Genomic DNA, 17,117 nt, shown 5'->3' with positions numbered 1-17,117 from the left:
TTGCATAAATCTCGCTACGCAGAATCTTCATCTTTTCAGGTACAAACGCTTTTATTGCTACATTTTTATAACATACAGTGCGCAATGCCATCGACCATAAAGGTGGCATATGGTGTGATCGGGGTTCAATAAATTGCGAAACAAGGTATACTCCAGCAGTTCCTGAAGATGTTTATTGTACTAAACGCTCCCGTACGAGGACGCTACTGCGCACCTATGACACAATTCGCTTCTCCTGTTCTGCACTCGTTGCTGGATACAGATGCTTATAAGTTGCATATGCAGCAAGCCGTGTTTCATCACTATTATGATGTGCATGTCGCGGCGGAGTTTCGTTGCCGAGGTGACGATCTGCTGGGTATTTATGCCGATGCTATTCGTGAACAGGTTCAGGCGATGCAGCACCTGCGCCTGCAGGATGATGAATATCAATGGCTCTCTGCCCTGCCTTTTTTTAAGGCCGACTATCTCAACTGGCTACGCGAGTTCCGCTTTAACCCGGAACAGGTCACCGTCACCAACGATAACGGTAAGCTGGATATTCGTTTAACCGGCCCGTGGCGTGAAGTCATCCTCTGGGAAGTTCCTCTGCTGGCGGTCATCAGTGAACTGGTACATCGCTATCGCTCACCGCAGGCCGACGTTGCGCAAGCCCTCGATACGCTGGAAAGCAAATTAGTCGACTTTTCGGCATTAACCGCCGATCTCGAGATGTCGCGCTTCCATCTGATGGATTTCGGCACTCGCCGCCGTTTTTCCCGCGAAGTACAAGAAACCATCGTTAAACGTTTGCAACAGGAACCCTGGTTCGTTGGCACCAGTAACTACGATCTGGCACGTCGGCTTTCCCTCACCCCGATGGGAACGCAGGCGCATGAATGGTTCCAGGCACATCAACAAATCAGCCCGGATCTTGCCAATAGTCAGCGCGCCGCACTTGCTGCGTGGCTGGAAGAATATCCTGACCAACTTGGCATTGCGTTAACCGACTGCATTACTATGGATGCCTTTCTGCGTGATTTCGGCGTGGAGTTTGCCAGTCGTTACCAGGGGCTTCGCCATGACTCCGGCGACCCGGTTGAATGGGGCGAAAAAGCTATTGCACATTATGAAAAGCTGGGCATTGATCCGCAGAGCAAAACGCTGGTTTTCTCTGACAATCTGGATTTACGCAAAGCGGTCGAGCTTTATCGCCACTTCTCTTCTCGTGTGCAATTAAGTTTTGGTATCGGTACACGCCTGACCTGCGATATTCCCCAGGTCAAACCACTGAATATTGTGATTAAGCTGGTGGAGTGTAACGGTAAACCGGTGGCGAAACTTTCTGACAGTCCTGGCAAAACTATCTGCCATGACAAAGCGTTTGTCCGTGCGCTGCGTAAAGCGTTCGACCTTCCGCATATTAAAAAAGCCAGTTAATATCATCAGGGAGCCATAACGGCTCCCTTTTTTGCCTTTTATTCCGAAATCTTTTGTCCCATCTGCGAATTCTGCTTGTCTGATTGCAGATGCCAGGTAACATAGGTATCCCCCCATTGACGGGTGGACAAGTGTTTATTTTTTCCGACTATTAACAGAGAGAATATTATGAGCGTTGTGCCTGTAGCCGACGTACTCCAGGGCCGCGTAGCCGTTGACAGCGAAGTCACCGTGCGCGGATGGGTGCGTACCCGCCGAGATTCAAAAGCTGGCATCTCCTTCCTCGCCGTTTATGACGGTTCCTGCTTTGATCCTGTACAGGCTGTCATCAATAATTCTCTGCCCAATTACAATGAAGACGTCCTGCGTCTGACCACCGGTTGCTCGGTCATTGTGACGGGTAAAGTCGTGGCGTCGCCGGGCCAGGGGCAACAATTTGAAATTCAGGCCAGCAGCGTTGAAGTTGCCGGCTGGGTTGAAGATCCAGACACTTACCCGATGGCAGCAAAACGCCACAGCATTGAGTATCTGCGTGAAGTCGCTCACCTGCGTCCACGTACCAACCTCATTGGTGCCGTTGCGCGCGTTCGCCACACGCTGGCACAGGCGCTGCATCGCTTCTTTAACGAGCAGGGATTCTTCTGGGTTTCAACACCACTGATTACCGCATCTGATACCGAAGGCGCTGGCGAAATGTTCCGCGTTTCAACGCTGGATCTGGAAAACCTGCCGCGTAATGATCAGGGCAAAGTCGATTTCGACAAAGACTTCTTCGGTAAAGAGTCTTTCCTGACCGTATCTGGTCAGTTGAACGGCGAAACCTACGCTTGCGCATTGTCCAAAATTTATACCTTTGGCCCGACTTTCCGTGCAGAAAACTCCAACACCAGCCGTCACCTGGCGGAATTCTGGATGCTGGAGCCGGAAGTGGCGTTTGCTAACCTGAACGATATCGCCGGTCTGGCTGAAGCCATGCTGAAATATGTCTTCAAAGCGGTTCTCGAAGAACGCGCTGATGACATGAAATTCTTCGCTGAACGCGTAGATAAAGATGCTGTCAGCCGTCTGGAACGCTTCATTGAAGCCGACTTTGCGCAGGTTGATTACACCGACGCGGTAACCATCCTTGAAAATTGCGGTAAGAAATTTGAAAACCCGGTTTACTGGGGCGTGGATCTCTCTTCCGAGCATGAACGTTACCTGGCAGAAGAACACTTTAAAGCGCCGGTTGTGGTGAAAAACTATCCGAAAGATATTAAGGCGTTCTATATGCGTCTTAACGAAGACGGTAAAACCGTTGCAGCAATGGACGTACTGGCACCGGGCATCGGTGAGATCATTGGTGGTTCCCAGCGTGAAGAGCGTCTGGACGTGCTGGACGAACGTATGCTGGAGATGGGTCTGAACAAAGAAGATTACTGGTGGTATCGCGATCTGCGTCGCTACGGTACTGTTCCGCATTCCGGTTTCGGTCTTGGTTTTGAACGCCTGATCGCCTACGTGACTGGTGTGCAAAACGTGCGTGACGTGATTCCGTTCCCGCGTACCCCGCGTAACGCCAGCTTCTAATTTAGTTTTTCCGAGAGCCAGCGCCCGCTGGCTCTTTTCTATTCCCTTCTGTCAAGTTATCTGTTTGTTAAGTCAATCAATCTATTTGCAACCCTGTCACAACAACCTTCCTGTTACGGAATATTTCCACGTAACATTTATGAACAAAAAATAATCCTCAGTCTTATTGCGGATTAGTTGTTTCTTAGCCAATAGCACAATTTCCATAACTCTTATTGGCTTTCTGGATGTCTGAACGTGTGTTTTAGCGAAGCCACTGAGAGAAATCATCAGAGCAAAAATTTCCGTTTAGCTGAATTTAATATAAGGAAATCATATAAATAGATCAAACTCGCTGCAAATATCATTAAAGTCCAATGGAAATATGACGGCGTTCACAAAGTTCCTTAAAATTTACTTTTGGTTACATATTTTTTCTTTTTGTAACTATATCTTTATCTTTGTAGCACTTTCACGGTAGCGAAACGTTAGTTTGAATGGAAAGATGCCTGCAGATACATAAAGACACCAAACTTTCATCAATAGCTCCGTAAATATTTATTGACGAAACTTATTGACGGCAGTGGCAGGTGTCATAAAAAAAACCATGAGGGTAATAAATAATGATGAAGCGCAACATTCTGGCAGTGATCGTCCCTGCTCTGTTAGTAGCAGGTACTGCAAACGCTGCAGAAATCTATAACAAAGATGGCAACAAAGTAGATCTGTACGGTAAAGCTGTCGGTCTGCACTATTTTTCCAAGGGTAACGGTGAAAACAGTTACGGTGGCAATGGCGATATGACCTATGCCCGTCTTGGTTTTAAAGGGGAAACTCAAATCAATTCCGATCTGACCGGTTACGGTCAGTGGGAATACAACTTCCAGGGTAACAACTCTGAGGGTTCTGATGCCCAAAATGGCAACAAAACCCGTCTGGCGTTCGCTGGTCTGAAATTTGCTGATGCTGGCTCAATCGATTACGGTCGTAACTATGGTGTTGTTTATGACGCACTGGGTTACACCGATATGTTGCCAGAATTTGGTGGTGACACTGCATACAGCGATGACTTCTTCGTTGGCCGTGTTGGCGGCGTTGCAACTTACCGTAACTCCAACTTCTTTGGTCTGGTTGACGGCCTGAATTTCGCTGTTCAGTACCTGGGTAAAAACGAACGTGACACCGCACGTCGTTCTAACGGCGACGGTGTTGGCGGCTCCATCAGCTACGAATTCGAAGGCTTTGGTATCGTTGGTGCTTATGGTGCCGCTGACCGTACCAACCTGCAGGAAGCTCAGCCTCTCGGCCAGGGTAAAAAAGCTGAACAGTGGGCTACTGGCCTGAAGTATGATGCAAACAACATCTATCTGGCAGCAAACTACGGTGAAACCCGTAACGCTACGCCGATCACTGGCGGCTTTGCCAACAAAACGCAAGACGTTCTGTTAGTTGCGCAATACCAGTTCGATTTCGGTCTGCGTCCGTCCATCGCTTACACCAAATCTAAAGCGAAAGACGTAGAAGGTATCGGTGATGTTGATCTGGTGAACTACTTTGAAGTGGGCGCAACCTACTACTTCAACAAAAACATGTCCACCTATGTTGACTACATCATCAACCAGATCGATTCTGACAACAAACTGGGCGTAGGTTCTGACGACACCGTTGCTGTGGGTATCGTTTACCAGTTCTAATAGCAGACCTCTTTGTTAAATGCCGAAAAAACAGGACTTTGGTCCTGTTTTTTTTATGCCTTCCAGAGCAATCTCACGTCTTGCAAAAACAGCCGGCGTTTTCATCAGTAATAGTTGGAATTTTGTAAATCTCCCGTTACCCTGATAGCGGACTTCCCTTCTGTAACCATAATGGAACCTCGTCATGTTTGAGAACATTACCGCCGCTCCTGCCGACCCGATTCTGGGTCTGGCCGATCTGTTTCGTGCCGATGAACGTCCCGGCAAAATTAACCTCGGGATTGGTGTCTATAAAGATGAGACGGGCAAAACCCCGGTACTGACCAGCGTTAAAAAGGCTGAACAGTATCTGCTCGAAAATGAAACCACCAAAAACTACCTCGGCATTGACGGTATCCCTGAATTTGGTCGTTGCACCCAGGAATTACTGTTTGGTAAAGGTAGCGCCCTGATCAACGACAAACGCGCCCGCACGGCTCAGACCCCAGGTGGTACTGGTGCGTTACGCGTAGCTGCCGATTTCCTGGCGAAAAATACCAGTGTTAAGCGTGTGTGGGTAAGTAACCCAAGCTGGCCAAATCATAAGAGCGTATTCAACTCTGCTGGTCTGGAAGTACGTGAATACGCTTATTACGACGCAGAAAAACATACTCTGGACTTCGACGCCCTGATTAACAGTCTGAACGAAGCCCAGGCTGGCGATGTGGTACTGTTCCACGGCTGCTGTCATAACCCAACCGGTATCGATCCTACACTGGAGCAATGGCAAACGCTGGCGCAGCTTTCCGTTGAGAAAGGCTGGTTACCGCTGTTTGACTTCGCTTACCAGGGTTTTGCTCGCGGTCTGGAAGAGGATGCTGAAGGTCTGCGCGTTTTCGCTGGTCTGCATAAAGAACTTATCGTCGCCAGTTCCTACTCTAAAAACTTTGGTCTGTACAACGAGCGTGTAGGCGCATGTACGCTGGTTGCTGCTGACAGTGAAACCGTTGATCGCGCGTTCAGCCAGATGAAGGCTGCGATTCGTGCGAACTATTCTAACCCACCAGCGCACGGAGCTTCGGTTGTTGCCACTATCCTGAGCAATGATGCGTTACGTGCTATTTGGGAACAAGAGCTGACCGATATGCGCCAGCGCATTCAGCGTATGCGTCAGTTGTTCGTTAATACGCTGCAGGAGAAAGGTGCAAACCGCGACTTCAGCTTTATCATCAAACAGAATGGCATGTTCTCCTTTAGCGGTCTGACTAAAGAACAGGTACTGCGTCTGCGTGAAGAGTTTGGCGTGTATGCGGTGGCTTCCGGTCGTGTGAACGTAGCCGGGATGACGCCAGACAACATGGCTCCGCTGTGCGAAGCGATTGTGGCTGTGCTGTAAGCGTTAAAACCAATGAAGCCTGCTGAAAAGCGGGCTGAGGTTGCTGACAAACGCAGCATTGCCTGATGCGCTACGCTTATCAGGCCTACGCGTCCCCTGCAATATTTTGAATTTGCACGATTTTGTAGGCCGGATAAGGCGCTCGCGCCGCATCCGGCATAAACAAAGCGCACTTTGCCAGAAATCCAGGCCCGCATTGAAAGCGGGCTTTTTTATACGCCTTTACCAGACGGGCATTTCGTCTTGCAGGAAGGGATTATGCAGGCGCTCATAACCAAGAGTGGATAATGGTCCGTGACCCGGAATAAATGTCACGTCATCGCCCAGTGGCAGCAGTTTATCTTTAATCGAAGAGATCAGTTGATTATGGTCACCACGCGGGAAGTCACTGCGCCCTACTCCGCCTTTGAAAATTACGTCGCCAGAAATGAGCAGTTTTGACTGATTATCAAAGAAGACCACATGACCCGGCGTATGCCCTGGGCAATGTAACACCTGTAAAGTCACATTCCCTATGCTGATAGTGTCGCCTTCGTTCAGCCAACGATCCGGCGTTAGTGGCTGACACTCATCCAGGCCAAACATACGGCTTTGCGCAGGCAAGCCTTGCAGCCAGAACTCATCTTCCTTTTCCGGACCAAGAACCGGCACGCCGTAATGTTGCGCCAGTTCCGCCGCCGCGCCAACATGATCCAGGTGACCATGCGTAAGCAGGATCTGCATTAGCGTCAGGCCGCTGGCATCAACTTCCTGTTTGATTTTTTCCGCATCGCCGCCAGGATCAACCAGTGCAGCCAGGCGAGTTTGTTCACACCAGATCAATGAGCAGTTCTGGGAGAATGCAGTGACCGGAATAATACGATAATTCATACTGCCCCTGTTTCGTTAAGCGATTGTTACCAGTGCCGTGCTGGCCCGGTATCAATATGCACAAAGTTACTACGTGGGTAATATCCTACACCACCTGCACGCATAGATAACGCGGCTTTGCGAATATTGCTTAACGCGACACCTTCAATATGGAAATCCATCGCCTGGCCTTTGGTGTGATAGCTTTTCTTCGCTACCCCACGGCTGTGCGCGCGTAGTTCATTGTTGGTATCAATAGAGCGATAACCGGAAATGAGTTGCACCGGTTTGCGGGTGCCTAACAGCCCTTGCAGGCGATACAACTGGTCGAATAATCCTGGGTCGATGGACTTTATTTTGTTCGCGCGGAAATCGCGGAAAAAATGGTTTAGTTTTGCCAATTCTTCCTGAATATAGCCTCTGCCATCGAAAAACTCCGCTTTAATTGACTCTCCGGTATGGAGATTGTTGAGTGTCAAAATACGCGGACGTGGGGTAGAGAGTGTCGCAAACGCAGGGGTCGGCAAGATGGCGGCACCAAGTGCAACACCACCAAGCGCCAGCAATTTACGGCGATTAGCGTCGAATTTGTCCATGATAATCAAGTCTACAGGTCAATGTTATCGTTTATATGCACTTCTGGCGCACAAGAGGCACCTTAACCGCCCATAAAGCTAACGTCAAGATGACTCAATCCCAGCAGTGATGGGGGCTAGCGAGAATAGCCCCCAATTTTGCCAATTATTACGACAACTGATTTACCCGAACTACTTCATTTATCTGATTAATTGTTCCGCTTTCGATACAATTTGCGAGCTGGATCGCGCAGGCAGATCATAATTGTAAATATCTGTACGATATTGAGTACGACCGTCTGCACCGACAAACGCGGTCAGGTAGTAGAGATTAACCGGAATCGACTGACGGATATTGACGTAACGGGTATCTCCCTGCTTCAGGGCGTCGGAAATACGCTTGTCATTCCAGCCTGCATCCTGCAACAGCATATTTGCCAGATCAGATGCCTTATTCACCCGCACACACCCTGAGCTTAACGCGCGTGTATCACGCTTGAACAGATTGTGATTAGGCGTGTCATGCAAGTAGATAGCGTCTGAACTCGGCATATTAAATTTATACCGTCCTAGCGAATTTCGTGGGCCAGGAGCTTGCTGGAAGCGGAACGGTAAATTCGACGCAGTAATCGTTGACCAGTCAACCTGCCACGGATCAATCGCTTCTTTGCTGTTCCAGCCGCGCATCACCGTATAGCCATGACTTTCCAGATAACCCGGATCGTTACGCACTTTTGGCAAAATATCTTTGCGTGCCAGCGTCGGCGGTACGTTCCACGGCGGATTCACCACCACATTGTTTAAAGCACTGCTCATCATCGGTGTTTTTCGGTCAGGACGACCGACAATCACCCGCGAGTCCAGCACCTGATTACCGTTCTGGTAATAGACCAAAGAATAGGCGGGTATATTGACCATGATGCCAGTAGAAAGCTCCGCAGGCAGCAAGCGTAAACGCTGGATGTTGAGTGCCAGCACACCTGCACGCTGAGCTGGCGTTACATTTAACCAGTCCCGCGTTGCCGGGCCAATAGCGCCATCTGCCCCCAATCCTTGCCATGCCTGAAAACGTTTAACGGCTTCCACCAGCTCATTATCGTAGGCGGCGCGCACGGCTGGTGCCGGTTTACTGCGAGCCGTAGTTTGCCTATCCATCGGCTTAGTTTCCGCTGTTTCGACGGCAACGGCGGACGGACTCACGACTGCATCAGCGGGTGTTTCATCGCCAGGGAGCGCAATTTTCGGCCCGCCTTCAAGCATTCCCGTACGCTGCAAAATCTCGCGCAGTGCTGGTACGTCATTACTCCACTGGCCAGGACGCAGCGTTGCTTTACCGGTCAGTTGTGGCCACGGTTTGGTATCGCTGAGTAAGGTCAATAAAGATTCATGCATCGCGGCATATTGCGGATGCTGCGGAGCCAGTCCTGCAATAAACGTTGGCAACTGACCATTATTTAGCGCCACCTGCCATTGGTTAATGACCGAGAGTGGTGGTGTAGAGAGCGCATAAGGTTTACTGCTGTACAACCAGCGCGTACCTTTGACCGGAATGTTAGCAACGAAATGGAGATAGCCCAGCATTGCATCCGACAGCACTACGTCGCGTGCCAGACCGTTAACGCCAGGATCAGTCAGTAACTCTACCCATTTATTAAACTGCGGCTGAAAACCAGCAATCGCCACTTCCGCCAGTTGCTGCTGGAAGGCTTTTACCGCATCACGGTTTTCCCACATCGGCTGCATATCACGTGCGGCATACAGCAGTTGAAGTTGGTTAAGATAAACCGGCTTATAACCTGCGGGTAATTGAGATTCGATTTGTGTGCGAGCGTTTTCCGCCGCACCCTCTGGTAGCGGCTGAAGTCCCGCCATAATTGCCGTAGCTTGCGCTTGCGGCAGTGCATCTCCCTGTTCGCTAACAGCCACCGGGCTGTCGCCAGGGATTACTTCAGGCTCATCAGCCTGCACACTGAACAGTGGAGCGAATGTTACGGCCAGACACAAACTCATTGCCGAAAGCCGACGACCACACATCATGTTAAGCAACATCCCTTGCCCCCTGTTTTTATCATACTTTGAATAGCCAGGCTGCTTTTCTCTACTTGCCTGTACAACGCCAATACTCACGAAAGTATGACGAGCAAGCCTGTTACTTATCAGGCTTACCTTCAGTATATAAACACCGATACGTTTTTACACAACCTAATGTAAAGAAGTTTAAAGAAAAGCGCGCCGTAATGCGGCATTTTTTTAGTGCAGAAACGGAGTTTTCGGAAAAAAGGCGACATCGCTGCCGCCTTAATCTTAACTTGCCTGGGAAGACGCTTCGTCAGCTCCTGGAAGCGTTTCAGGAAGCTGCGGTGCAAAACCACGTAAACCAACCACATGTACGTGCTCGGTATTCTGGAATACCTTACGCACCAGTTTGTAGGTGGTGCCTTTCTCCGGGCTAATATTTTCTGGCGCCGCGATGATGAGCTGCATTTGCAAACGCTCACACAATTCAAACAGCGTGGCGATAGAACGAGCATCCAGTCGCGCTGCTTCATCGAGGAACAGCAGGCGGCAAGGAGAAATGTCTTTACCGCGCAGGCGGCGTGATTCATCTTCCCAGCTCTGTACCACCATAACCAGAATCGACATACCTGTACCAATTGCTTCACCGGTAGATAGTGCGCCCGATTCCGCACGCAACCAGCCATCGGAACCACGGTTAACCTCAACTTCCATCTCCAGGTAGTTGCGGTAATCCAGCAGTTCTTCACCAATGGTCTGCGGTGTGCGCTGGCCCATATCAATCTGCGGGTTAAGGCGCTGATACAGTTTCGCCAGAGCTTCCGAGAAGGTCAGACGGTTGCTGTTAAACAGATCCTGGTGTTGTTCATGCTGTTCAGAAAGGACATCCAGCAGCATGGCGTGAGTTTCACGCACGTTCACGTTCAGACGCACGCTGTTCACCTGACCGAACGACACGTTCTGCAATCCCTGGTTGAGCATACGGATACGGTTCTGCTCACGCTGAATGGTTTTACGAATGATGTTCGCCACGCTGCGGGAACTGATCGCCAGTTTCTGTTCGCGGGAAGTTAACTCTTCAGTCAGACGGCTAAGTTCGATTTCCATCTGCTCGATAGCTTCAACCGGATCATCGGTACGAATAATATCCTGACGAATACGTTCGCGCAGATGCTGGTAAACCGCCACGAAGAACTGAATTTTACGTTCCGGACGTTTTGGATCTTCCGACATACGCAGCACGTCGCGTAGATGTTCGTTATCCGCTACCGCCAGACGCAGCGCACCTAACGCCTTATCCGACATGGAACGCAAATCATCAGCGGAGAGATAAGCCAGCTCGCGACGGTGTAAGCGGCGCTCAACGCCATTATCTTTCACCATGCGCATGACTGCACACCAGCCCGCTTTGGCGGTCACCACCTGCTCGCGCATCTCAAAGTAATCACGTTCCAGCTTGCGCAGTTTGCGGGTCAGGTTGTCCATCTCCGCTTCGCAGAAGGTAAGTGCTTTTTCCAGTTGGTTGCGACGTGAACGGTTATTACTCAGTTGCGCATGTAATTCGTCCCGGCGAATACGCGCCCGTTCTTCTGCCCCGCTATCGGCACGCACGCCGATATCCTGCAATTCGCGTTGCAGATCGTTAAGCAGCTCTTTTTTGGTGTCGTAAGAACTTTTCAGCGAGGCCAGTACCTGGTTGTACTGGCTCAACTGCGCTGCGTGACCGCGCAACGTTTCACGAGCGCGGGTACGTTCCGCTTCCGCCTGCTCCAGACGCTCACGCAGTTTTTCGTTGAGATCGCTGTTACCGTTGAGCATTTCTGCTGAGTCGGAGTAGCTAAAGTGCGCACGACGCTGCACCACTTCAGTCAGGGCAAATGCCTGCTGACGGGCATCTCGCTGCATTTGCTGGGAGTACGCGTAATCTTCTTTTAACTGTTCGAACTGTTCCGGGTCGCTCTGCAACACCGAAACCATCGGCTCCAGTTTTGCCAGTTGATTACCGAACTGCTGAACAAAACGCGCGGCTTCCTGTGCTTCATCCAGACGTTCGCGGATTTCATCGACGCGATCTGCCAGGCTGTCATCAGCCAACAGGTTGAGACGCGGCAGAATGCGGTTCAGCGCCGTAACGCCCTCTTTCGCCTGCTCAAACTGAATACGCTGCTGCTGGTTATCATTTTCATGATTACTCAACGCCCGCTCCAGCTCGACGCGACGGCTGTTGAGTTGGCGGATTTCGGCTTCCGGATCGGACTCAAACGCCACCGCCAGATGGCTGCCGATAAAGCGGCTAAATGCCTGATGCAGACGCTGGGTTTTCTGTACATCAAAGGAGAGCGTAGCAAAACGTTCAGAGAGCACTTCACGCTCGGCATGAAGGCTTTCAATACGACTTTCGCGCGCCGCACGACCAAACAGCGGAACTTCCGGGAAGCGTGAGTAACGCCACTGACGGTCGGCAATTTTCACCACCACCGCTTTTTCCAGCTCATCAACGCTGAACACGCTGTCATCGAACGACTGCGGATCACCTTCGATCAAATAGAGATCTTCCGGGCAATCGGTTAAACCTTCCAGTTGTTCGGCAATCTGCGACAGATCCGGCACGACGATCGCGTGCCGAGACGGGCCATATAGCGCAGAGAAGTACGGCGCATCTTCAAGGCTAACGTCGTCATAAATTTCTGACAGCAGCACGCCGCCAAAACGTTCTGCCAGCGCATTCAGGCGCTGATCTTCAGAGCCGCCCGGCTGGCTTAAACGCTCGATCTCTTCGTCAACGGCGTTTTTACGCGCGCCCACTTCGTCACGTTCAACAATCGCTTCGCGCTCACGCTCCAGCAACTGTTGCATGTATTCAGTAACGTCCTGACTGGAAGTGAACTCTTCACCGCACTGCTCGCTCAACTGATTGAGGCTGTTTTGCGCCGCCAGCCAAACCGGCGCACGCTGCATCAGACTCTGAATGCGTGATTGCAGTTGTTCCTGTTCCTGACGCAGCGCCATGCGCTCTTCACGGGCGTTAGACACGCTGTCAGAAAGAGAGGCAATGCGCGCTTCCAGTTCCTGATGCAGAGCTTCCAGTTCGTCGATATCGAAATTCTTGCCCTGACGTTTGCAGAATTCTGCCAGCAGTCGTTCGGCTTCTTGCTGCTCGCGCAGACGCTGTTCCAGTTCGCTTAAGCGCATCCGCAGCGGCTGAACCTGTTCTGCCAGGTGGCGCTGATCGACCCCTTCGCGCAGCAGTTCGCGGGCGACCTCCCACGCTTCGTTACGCGCCAGCGGACCGTTGATTGCTACTACCAATTGATAAGCCTGCTCAAACTGGCTGTGCGCGGTTTGCGCCATGCTCATTTTCTGCTCAAGAGAGAGCATTTTTTCGGTCGCTTCCAGCTCTTTCGCCTGGAAGGTTTCCAGCCATTCGGCGGCGCTGTCGGCGGTTAAGTCCGGCAGATGACACAATTCTTTGGCACGATTAAGCGCAGCAATCGCCTGGTTGTACTGGATCGCGCGCGTTTGCTGGACGTCCAGCGCCTGCTGGTAGTCAGCAAGCTGGCTTTTCAGCTCATCCACTTCCAGTTCGGCGGCTTCCGCACGCGCTTCGTTCTCTTCCTGGCGCTCGATGGCTTCTGCCACCACTTCGTTTTGCTCTTCCAGACGGATCTGCAACTCATCAAGATCCGCTTCGTAACGTTCGATCTTTTCCTGCTGACGCAGTGCAGTCTGCACCAGGTTCAGATGATCGCTGGCCGCCTGATAATCCGCTTCCAGATCGCCTTCAGCACCATTGTGCTCTGCCAGCTCACGCGCCATATCGACGTGTTTGTACTGCTCCGCCGCCAGTTGCTGACGCGAAGTATGTAGCTCACGACGAAACTCCAGAGCTTTGTCGAGATGGACACGGCGCTCGTTGGCGTGACGCATGTAGTCCGCTGCCACATAGTTGGTGGCTTCGCTAATCAGATGCTTGAACAAGTCACGGTCAGACTGGGTGACACGAATCGCTTCCAGCGTCATGCGGTTTTCACGCAGCGCCGCTTCCATGTCCTGGAACGCTTTACGCACACCGCTGTTTTCTGGCAGCAGGTAGTCGCGCAGAGAACGAGTAATGGCGCTGGAAATACCGCCGTACAGCGAGGCTTCGATCAGACGATAGAATTTACTACGATCAGAAGCAGAACGCAGACGACGCGCGATGATGCCCAGATCGAACATCAGCGAATGGTAATCGGTGATGGAGTTGAACTGCTTAAACTGCACGCCTTCCATCGCCTCGAGCTTGTCTTTCAGCTCGTTAAGCGGCAGCACGCGCGCCTGACGTTCGTTCAGGGTTTCGGTCACCAGTTGCGTCGGCTGCACCGACATCGGCAAGCCCTGAATGGCAAACGGTTTGATATCAACTTTACGATCGCGCCCGGCAACCTGTTGTAGACGCACACCAACCACCACGCGCTGGTGTCGCGAGTTGATGGTGTCGAGCATCGAATAACAGACACCCGCTTTTAGCTTACCGTGCAGGCCTTTATCTCGCGAACCGCTGGTGGCTCCGGCTTCCGTGGTGTTACGGAAATGCAACAAGGTCAGGTCGGGGATAAGCGCCGTAACGAACGCCGCCATAGTGGTGGATTTACCCGCACCGTTACCGCCGGAAAGCGTCGTGACCAGCTCATCAAGGTCAAAGGTACGGGCAAAAAAGCCGTTCCAGTTAATCAGCGTCAGTGAGCGAAATTTACCGCGTTCAATCATTATTCTTCCTCTCCGCTATCTGGCTGATTCTCTTCAGTTTCGTCGTTGAGCTGCAGGTGGTTTTCCAGCGACATAGCTTCACCATCGCGAATCAGGCGACGCTGGGCTTCGCGCGGATCGTCGCCCGCACGGACATCCGCACCGAAACGGAACACCGATTCAGTAATGCGGAACTTGCTGCTGTCGTGCCCCATAAACCACACCATGCCTAAGCGGCGCAGACGGTTGAGCGAAGAACGTACTTTTTCCTGCAACTTCTGGCGATCCACGTCCGAACCGGTAGAACGATTGTTTACCAGTTTCAGCAGTTTCGCTTCATCGGCCAGGGTGAGCAGTTCATCATACAGTTCCTGCTGAGTAAAAATCCCCTCGTTCGCCAGCCGTTCCGGGCTGAGATAGAGATAACAGAGGATTTTCCCAACCATCATGTCCAGTTCCGACAATACGGAGCGCGGGATAATAGTGGTAGAACGTGGGCGCAAATAGAAAAAACCTTCCGGCGCGCGAATAAGCTCCACGTTATAACGTGCGTAAAACTCTTCCAGATATTCCTGAAAATCCATCAGGAATGCATGATTATCCAGTTCGTCGAGGCCAATATGACGGCCTGAACGCAGGGCGCTATCCAGCGCCGGAAATAACGGATTCGCCAGCGCCTGCGCCAGCTTAACCGGCATCACTTGTTCAATATTTGTCGATGACATGCGCCTGTACCTTGGCTCCGTAATCATTAATCGGCTGCCATTTCGCAGGCAGTCCGGTGAAATCTGCTTGCGCTACGCCGAGGCGTACCGCCTGATCAATAACAATACGCGCAACGTCAAAGTGACGCGCACGTGGATACTGCGCCAGATATTCGCGTACCACCAGACCAAGATCCAGCGGTACTTGTCTGGTTTTATACACGGCGAGCTGTTCTTCGATGATCGCCGCCAGTTGTTCGCGGATCTCGTTGAACTCTTCGTACTCTAAATCTGGCGGAAGCTCCCCGGTCACTTCTTCGTCGCGCAGTGCCATCTCTTCGTCACGCATATCCAGCAGACGATCGGCATTCGCGTAAGTCAGCGCCCACGGTTCATCAAAATAGGTTTGTACCGACTGACGTAAACGCTGGGCAAAGACGCGGTTTTTATCCATATCGATAGCAGTACGGATAAATTTGTGTACGTGGCGATCGTAGCCAATCCACAAGTCGATAGATTGCTGTCCCCAGCTGATAATACGATCGAGCTTACTTTGCAGATCGAACACCAGACTATCGACAAAATGCAGATCGTCATGCGTCATGGTCGCATCCTGAATGCGCAACAGGTTAGCCTGCAATTTGTCACCCGCCGCTTCCAGCGTATCCTGCAATTCACGCAGCGTACCGGAGGTTTCTGAAAGCAACAATTCGCAACTGGAGATCGCCGCCCGCCAGTCTTTATTCAGCAACTGAGCGATGTCATCTTTCACCTGCTGCTGCTGCTCATCCATCAGACGTTGCGTCAGATCGATGCTGTCGAAAATTTCTGCTACCGAATATTTCAGCGGCGCATAGACATTGCGGTGCCAGTGAAACTCATCACCGCCCTCTTCTGCCGCATCCGCCGCACGCTTCAGTTCGCCTGCAACGATCGACAACTGCATAGAAAGACGCAGCGTAGAAAACTCGCGCTGACGGATATAGTAGTCAGTAATGCCGATGCCGAGCGGCGTCAGACGATATATAGCGTTCCCTTCCGCCTGCTCACTGGTAAAGCGGTTCAGCAGACGTTGACGCACCATGTCGTTGATCGCGTTGTTGGCGCGCACGCCGATGGTTTCGCTGGTTTGCTCAAACGCATCACTCACATGGCGGAATGCATCCACCAGCTCGCCTTCACTCATCTCACCATCCAGACGCTCGCCATTCAGCGTGGCAACCGCCAGCAGAAAAGAGAGTCGGTCTACCGGCAGCGAGATGGAGAAGTCATTTTTTCTGGCCCAGGCAACCAGTTCGGGGACTGTCTGGGAAAATTCACTCATACTTTATCCTTGCTCTGCGGTTTGCGCGCGGTGACATGAATATAACGCCCCAGGCTGATATACGGTTCCTGGCGGCAATAACGCGTTTCTAATTCAAGTAATGCTTCGTAGCAGTCGCGCTGCTGGTGCTTTTCACGCAGATAATCATGGAACACGCGAACGCCGGTCTTGCCGGTAATTTGCCAGCCAGCCTCTTCCAGCCACTGATATACCTGCGCCGGGTCGCGTGGATAATCTGGCGAAAGCGTCCGTTTTTTCTTTTTCGGCATTCCCGCCTGCACGTAATCAAAATTCCCTGCGACCATGTTATGCATCAGCAAGCCATGCGCATTGTAGAACATTAATGACAACACGCCGCCTGGGCGCAACACTGACCACAACGTTTGCAATACGCTGCGGGGATCAGCCACCCATTCCAGCACCGCATGGAACAATATCAGATCAACGGGCGTTTCCAAATGCGAAGCAACGTCCTGAGCGGCGCAATGTATAAATTGCATGTTGTCGCTCACACCTTTAGCGTCTGCCGCCTGCTTTGCGCGGTCGATCATCTGGGCGGAGAGATCGCATAAAATGACCTGATGCCCTCGTTCGGCCATTTTGATCGCGGTCTGTCCTTCTCCACCACCGGCATCCAGCACACGCAGTTTTTGCGGTTCCATATCCACCAGCACACGATCAAGATCCTGCCACAGAATAGCCTGTCGAAGCTGTCCTTTGGTGGTGCCGTAAATGTTACGGGAAAACTTTTCCGCAATGTCATCAAAATTGCGATCCTGCATTGCTTTCTCCACCGGTTGGCTAAGACGTTTTCTGATAAAGACGCTATTTTGTCACAGCCACGGCGAGAATGAACCCGTCTGGTGTAATATCACTGCCGATCCC

At 51.5% G+C, this 17,117-nt stretch carries 11 protein-coding genes; 4 read left to right on the top strand and 7 right to left on the bottom strand.

The features are described 5' to 3' along the window. Positions 1-216 precede the first annotated feature (216 nt). The 4 genes from pncB (at position 217) to aspC (ending at position 6,036) form a co-directional block, all read left to right on the top strand. Positions 217-1,419 (top strand): nicotinate phosphoribosyltransferase, encoded by a 1,203-nt coding sequence (gene pncB, locus HEM79_RS00150; protein ID WP_010349583.1) that lies wholly within the window; start codon positions 217-219, stop codon positions 1,417-1,419. Positions 1,420-1,587: 168 nt separating this feature from the next. Then, the gene (gene asnS / locus HEM79_RS00145; protein ID WP_176241275.1) at positions 1,588-2,988 is read left to right on the top strand and encodes an asparagine--tRNA ligase; all 1,401 of its coding nucleotides are present in this window, start codon (positions 1,588-1,590) and stop codon (positions 2,986-2,988) included. Between the two features lie 602 nt (positions 2,989-3,590). Next, on the top strand, positions 3,591-4,661 hold the full coding sequence (ompF, locus tag HEM79_RS00140; RefSeq protein WP_000977930.1) for a porin OmpF: 1,071 nt from the start codon (positions 3,591-3,593) through the stop codon (positions 4,659-4,661). Positions 4,662-4,845: 184 nt separating this feature from the next. After that, complete coding sequence (gene aspC, locus HEM79_RS00135) at positions 4,846-6,036, top strand: aspartate transaminase (RefSeq protein WP_000462677.1); 1,191 nt, start codon at positions 4,846-4,848, stop codon at positions 6,034-6,036. A gap of 222 nt (positions 6,037-6,258) precedes the next feature. Here the strand turns inward: aspC and gloC are convergent, their stop codons facing one another. The 7 genes from gloC to cmoM form a co-directional block, all read right to left on the bottom strand. Then, complete coding sequence (gene gloC / locus HEM79_RS00130) at positions 6,259-6,906, bottom strand: hydroxyacylglutathione hydrolase GloC (protein ID WP_021550549.1); 648 nt, start codon at positions 6,904-6,906, stop codon at positions 6,259-6,261. Positions 6,907-6,932: 26 nt separating this feature from the next. After that, on the bottom strand, positions 6,933-7,481 hold the full coding sequence (locus HEM79_RS00125; protein WP_001516120.1) for a YcbK family protein: 549 nt from the start codon (positions 7,479-7,481) through the stop codon (positions 6,933-6,935). A 180-nt stretch (positions 7,482-7,661) separates the two neighbouring features. Further along, on the bottom strand, positions 7,662-9,509 hold the full coding sequence (gene ldtD / locus HEM79_RS00120) for a L,D-transpeptidase (RefSeq protein WP_176241276.1): 1,848 nt from the start codon (positions 9,507-9,509) through the stop codon (positions 7,662-7,664). A 255-nt stretch (positions 9,510-9,764) separates the two neighbouring features. After that, positions 9,765-14,225 carry a chromosome partition protein MukB gene (gene mukB, locus HEM79_RS00115; RefSeq protein WP_176241277.1) on the bottom strand — a complete coding sequence of 1,487 codons (4,461 nt, stop codon included), beginning with the start codon at positions 14,223-14,225 and terminating at the stop codon, positions 9,765-9,767. Then, positions 14,225-14,929, bottom strand: coding sequence for a chromosome partition protein MukE (gene mukE / locus HEM79_RS00110; protein ID WP_010344468.1), 705 nt, complete (start codon positions 14,927-14,929; stop codon positions 14,225-14,227). The genes mukB and mukE overlap by 1 nt, the downstream gene beginning before the upstream one ends. After that, positions 14,910-16,232: a chromosome partition protein MukF gene (gene mukF / locus HEM79_RS00105; RefSeq protein ID WP_001288859.1), complete on the bottom strand. Its 1,323-nt coding sequence runs from the start codon at positions 16,230-16,232 to the stop codon at positions 14,910-14,912. The genes mukE and mukF overlap by 20 nt, the downstream gene beginning before the upstream one ends. Further along, positions 16,229-17,014, bottom strand: a complete 786-nt coding sequence (gene cmoM / locus HEM79_RS00100) for a tRNA uridine 5-oxyacetic acid(34) methyltransferase CmoM (protein WP_176241278.1) — start codon at positions 17,012-17,014, stop codon at positions 16,229-16,231. The genes mukF and cmoM overlap by 4 nt, the downstream gene beginning before the upstream one ends. Positions 17,015-17,117 lie beyond the last annotated feature (103 nt).

This window comes from Escherichia sp. 93.0816, assembly GCF_013368855.2.
Classification (GTDB): Bacteria; Pseudomonadota; Gammaproteobacteria; order Enterobacterales; family Enterobacteriaceae; genus Escherichia; species Escherichia ruysiae.
Note: the sequence above shows the minus strand (reverse complement) of the source record. Positions and strands in the feature narration are given on the sequence as shown.

Excerpts from the sequence above, each read along its gene's own strand:
- mukF (WP_001288859.1), bottom strand. The coding sequence starts at position 16,232 with ATGAGTGAATTTTCCCAGACAGTCCCCGAACTGGTTGCCTGGGCCAGA.
- ldtD (WP_176241276.1), bottom strand. The coding sequence starts at position 9,509 with ATGTTGCTTAACATGATGTGTGGTCGTCGGCTTTCGGCAATGAGTTTG.
- mukB (WP_176241277.1), bottom strand. The coding sequence starts at position 14,225 with ATGATTGAACGCGGTAAATTTCGCTCACTGACGCTGATTAACTGGAAC.
- mukE (WP_010344468.1), bottom strand. The coding sequence starts at position 14,929 with ATGTCATCGACAAATATTGAACAAGTGATGCCGGTTAAGCTGGCGCAG.
- gloC (WP_021550549.1), bottom strand. The coding sequence starts at position 6,906 with ATGAATTATCGTATTATTCCGGTCACTGCATTCTCCCAGAACTGCTCA.
- aspC (WP_000462677.1), top strand. The coding sequence starts at position 4,846 with ATGTTTGAGAACATTACCGCCGCTCCTGCCGACCCGATTCTGGGTCTG.
- pncB (WP_010349583.1), top strand. The coding sequence starts at position 217 with ATGACACAATTCGCTTCTCCTGTTCTGCACTCGTTGCTGGATACAGAT.
- asnS (WP_176241275.1), top strand. The coding sequence starts at position 1,588 with ATGAGCGTTGTGCCTGTAGCCGACGTACTCCAGGGCCGCGTAGCCGTT.
- cmoM (WP_176241278.1), bottom strand. The coding sequence starts at position 17,014 with ATGCAGGATCGCAATTTTGATGACATTGCGGAAAAGTTTTCCCGTAAC.
- HEM79_RS00125 (WP_001516120.1), bottom strand. The coding sequence starts at position 7,481 with ATGGACAAATTCGACGCTAATCGCCGTAAATTGCTGGCGCTTGGTGGT.
- ompF (WP_000977930.1), top strand. The coding sequence starts at position 3,591 with ATGATGAAGCGCAACATTCTGGCAGTGATCGTCCCTGCTCTGTTAGTA.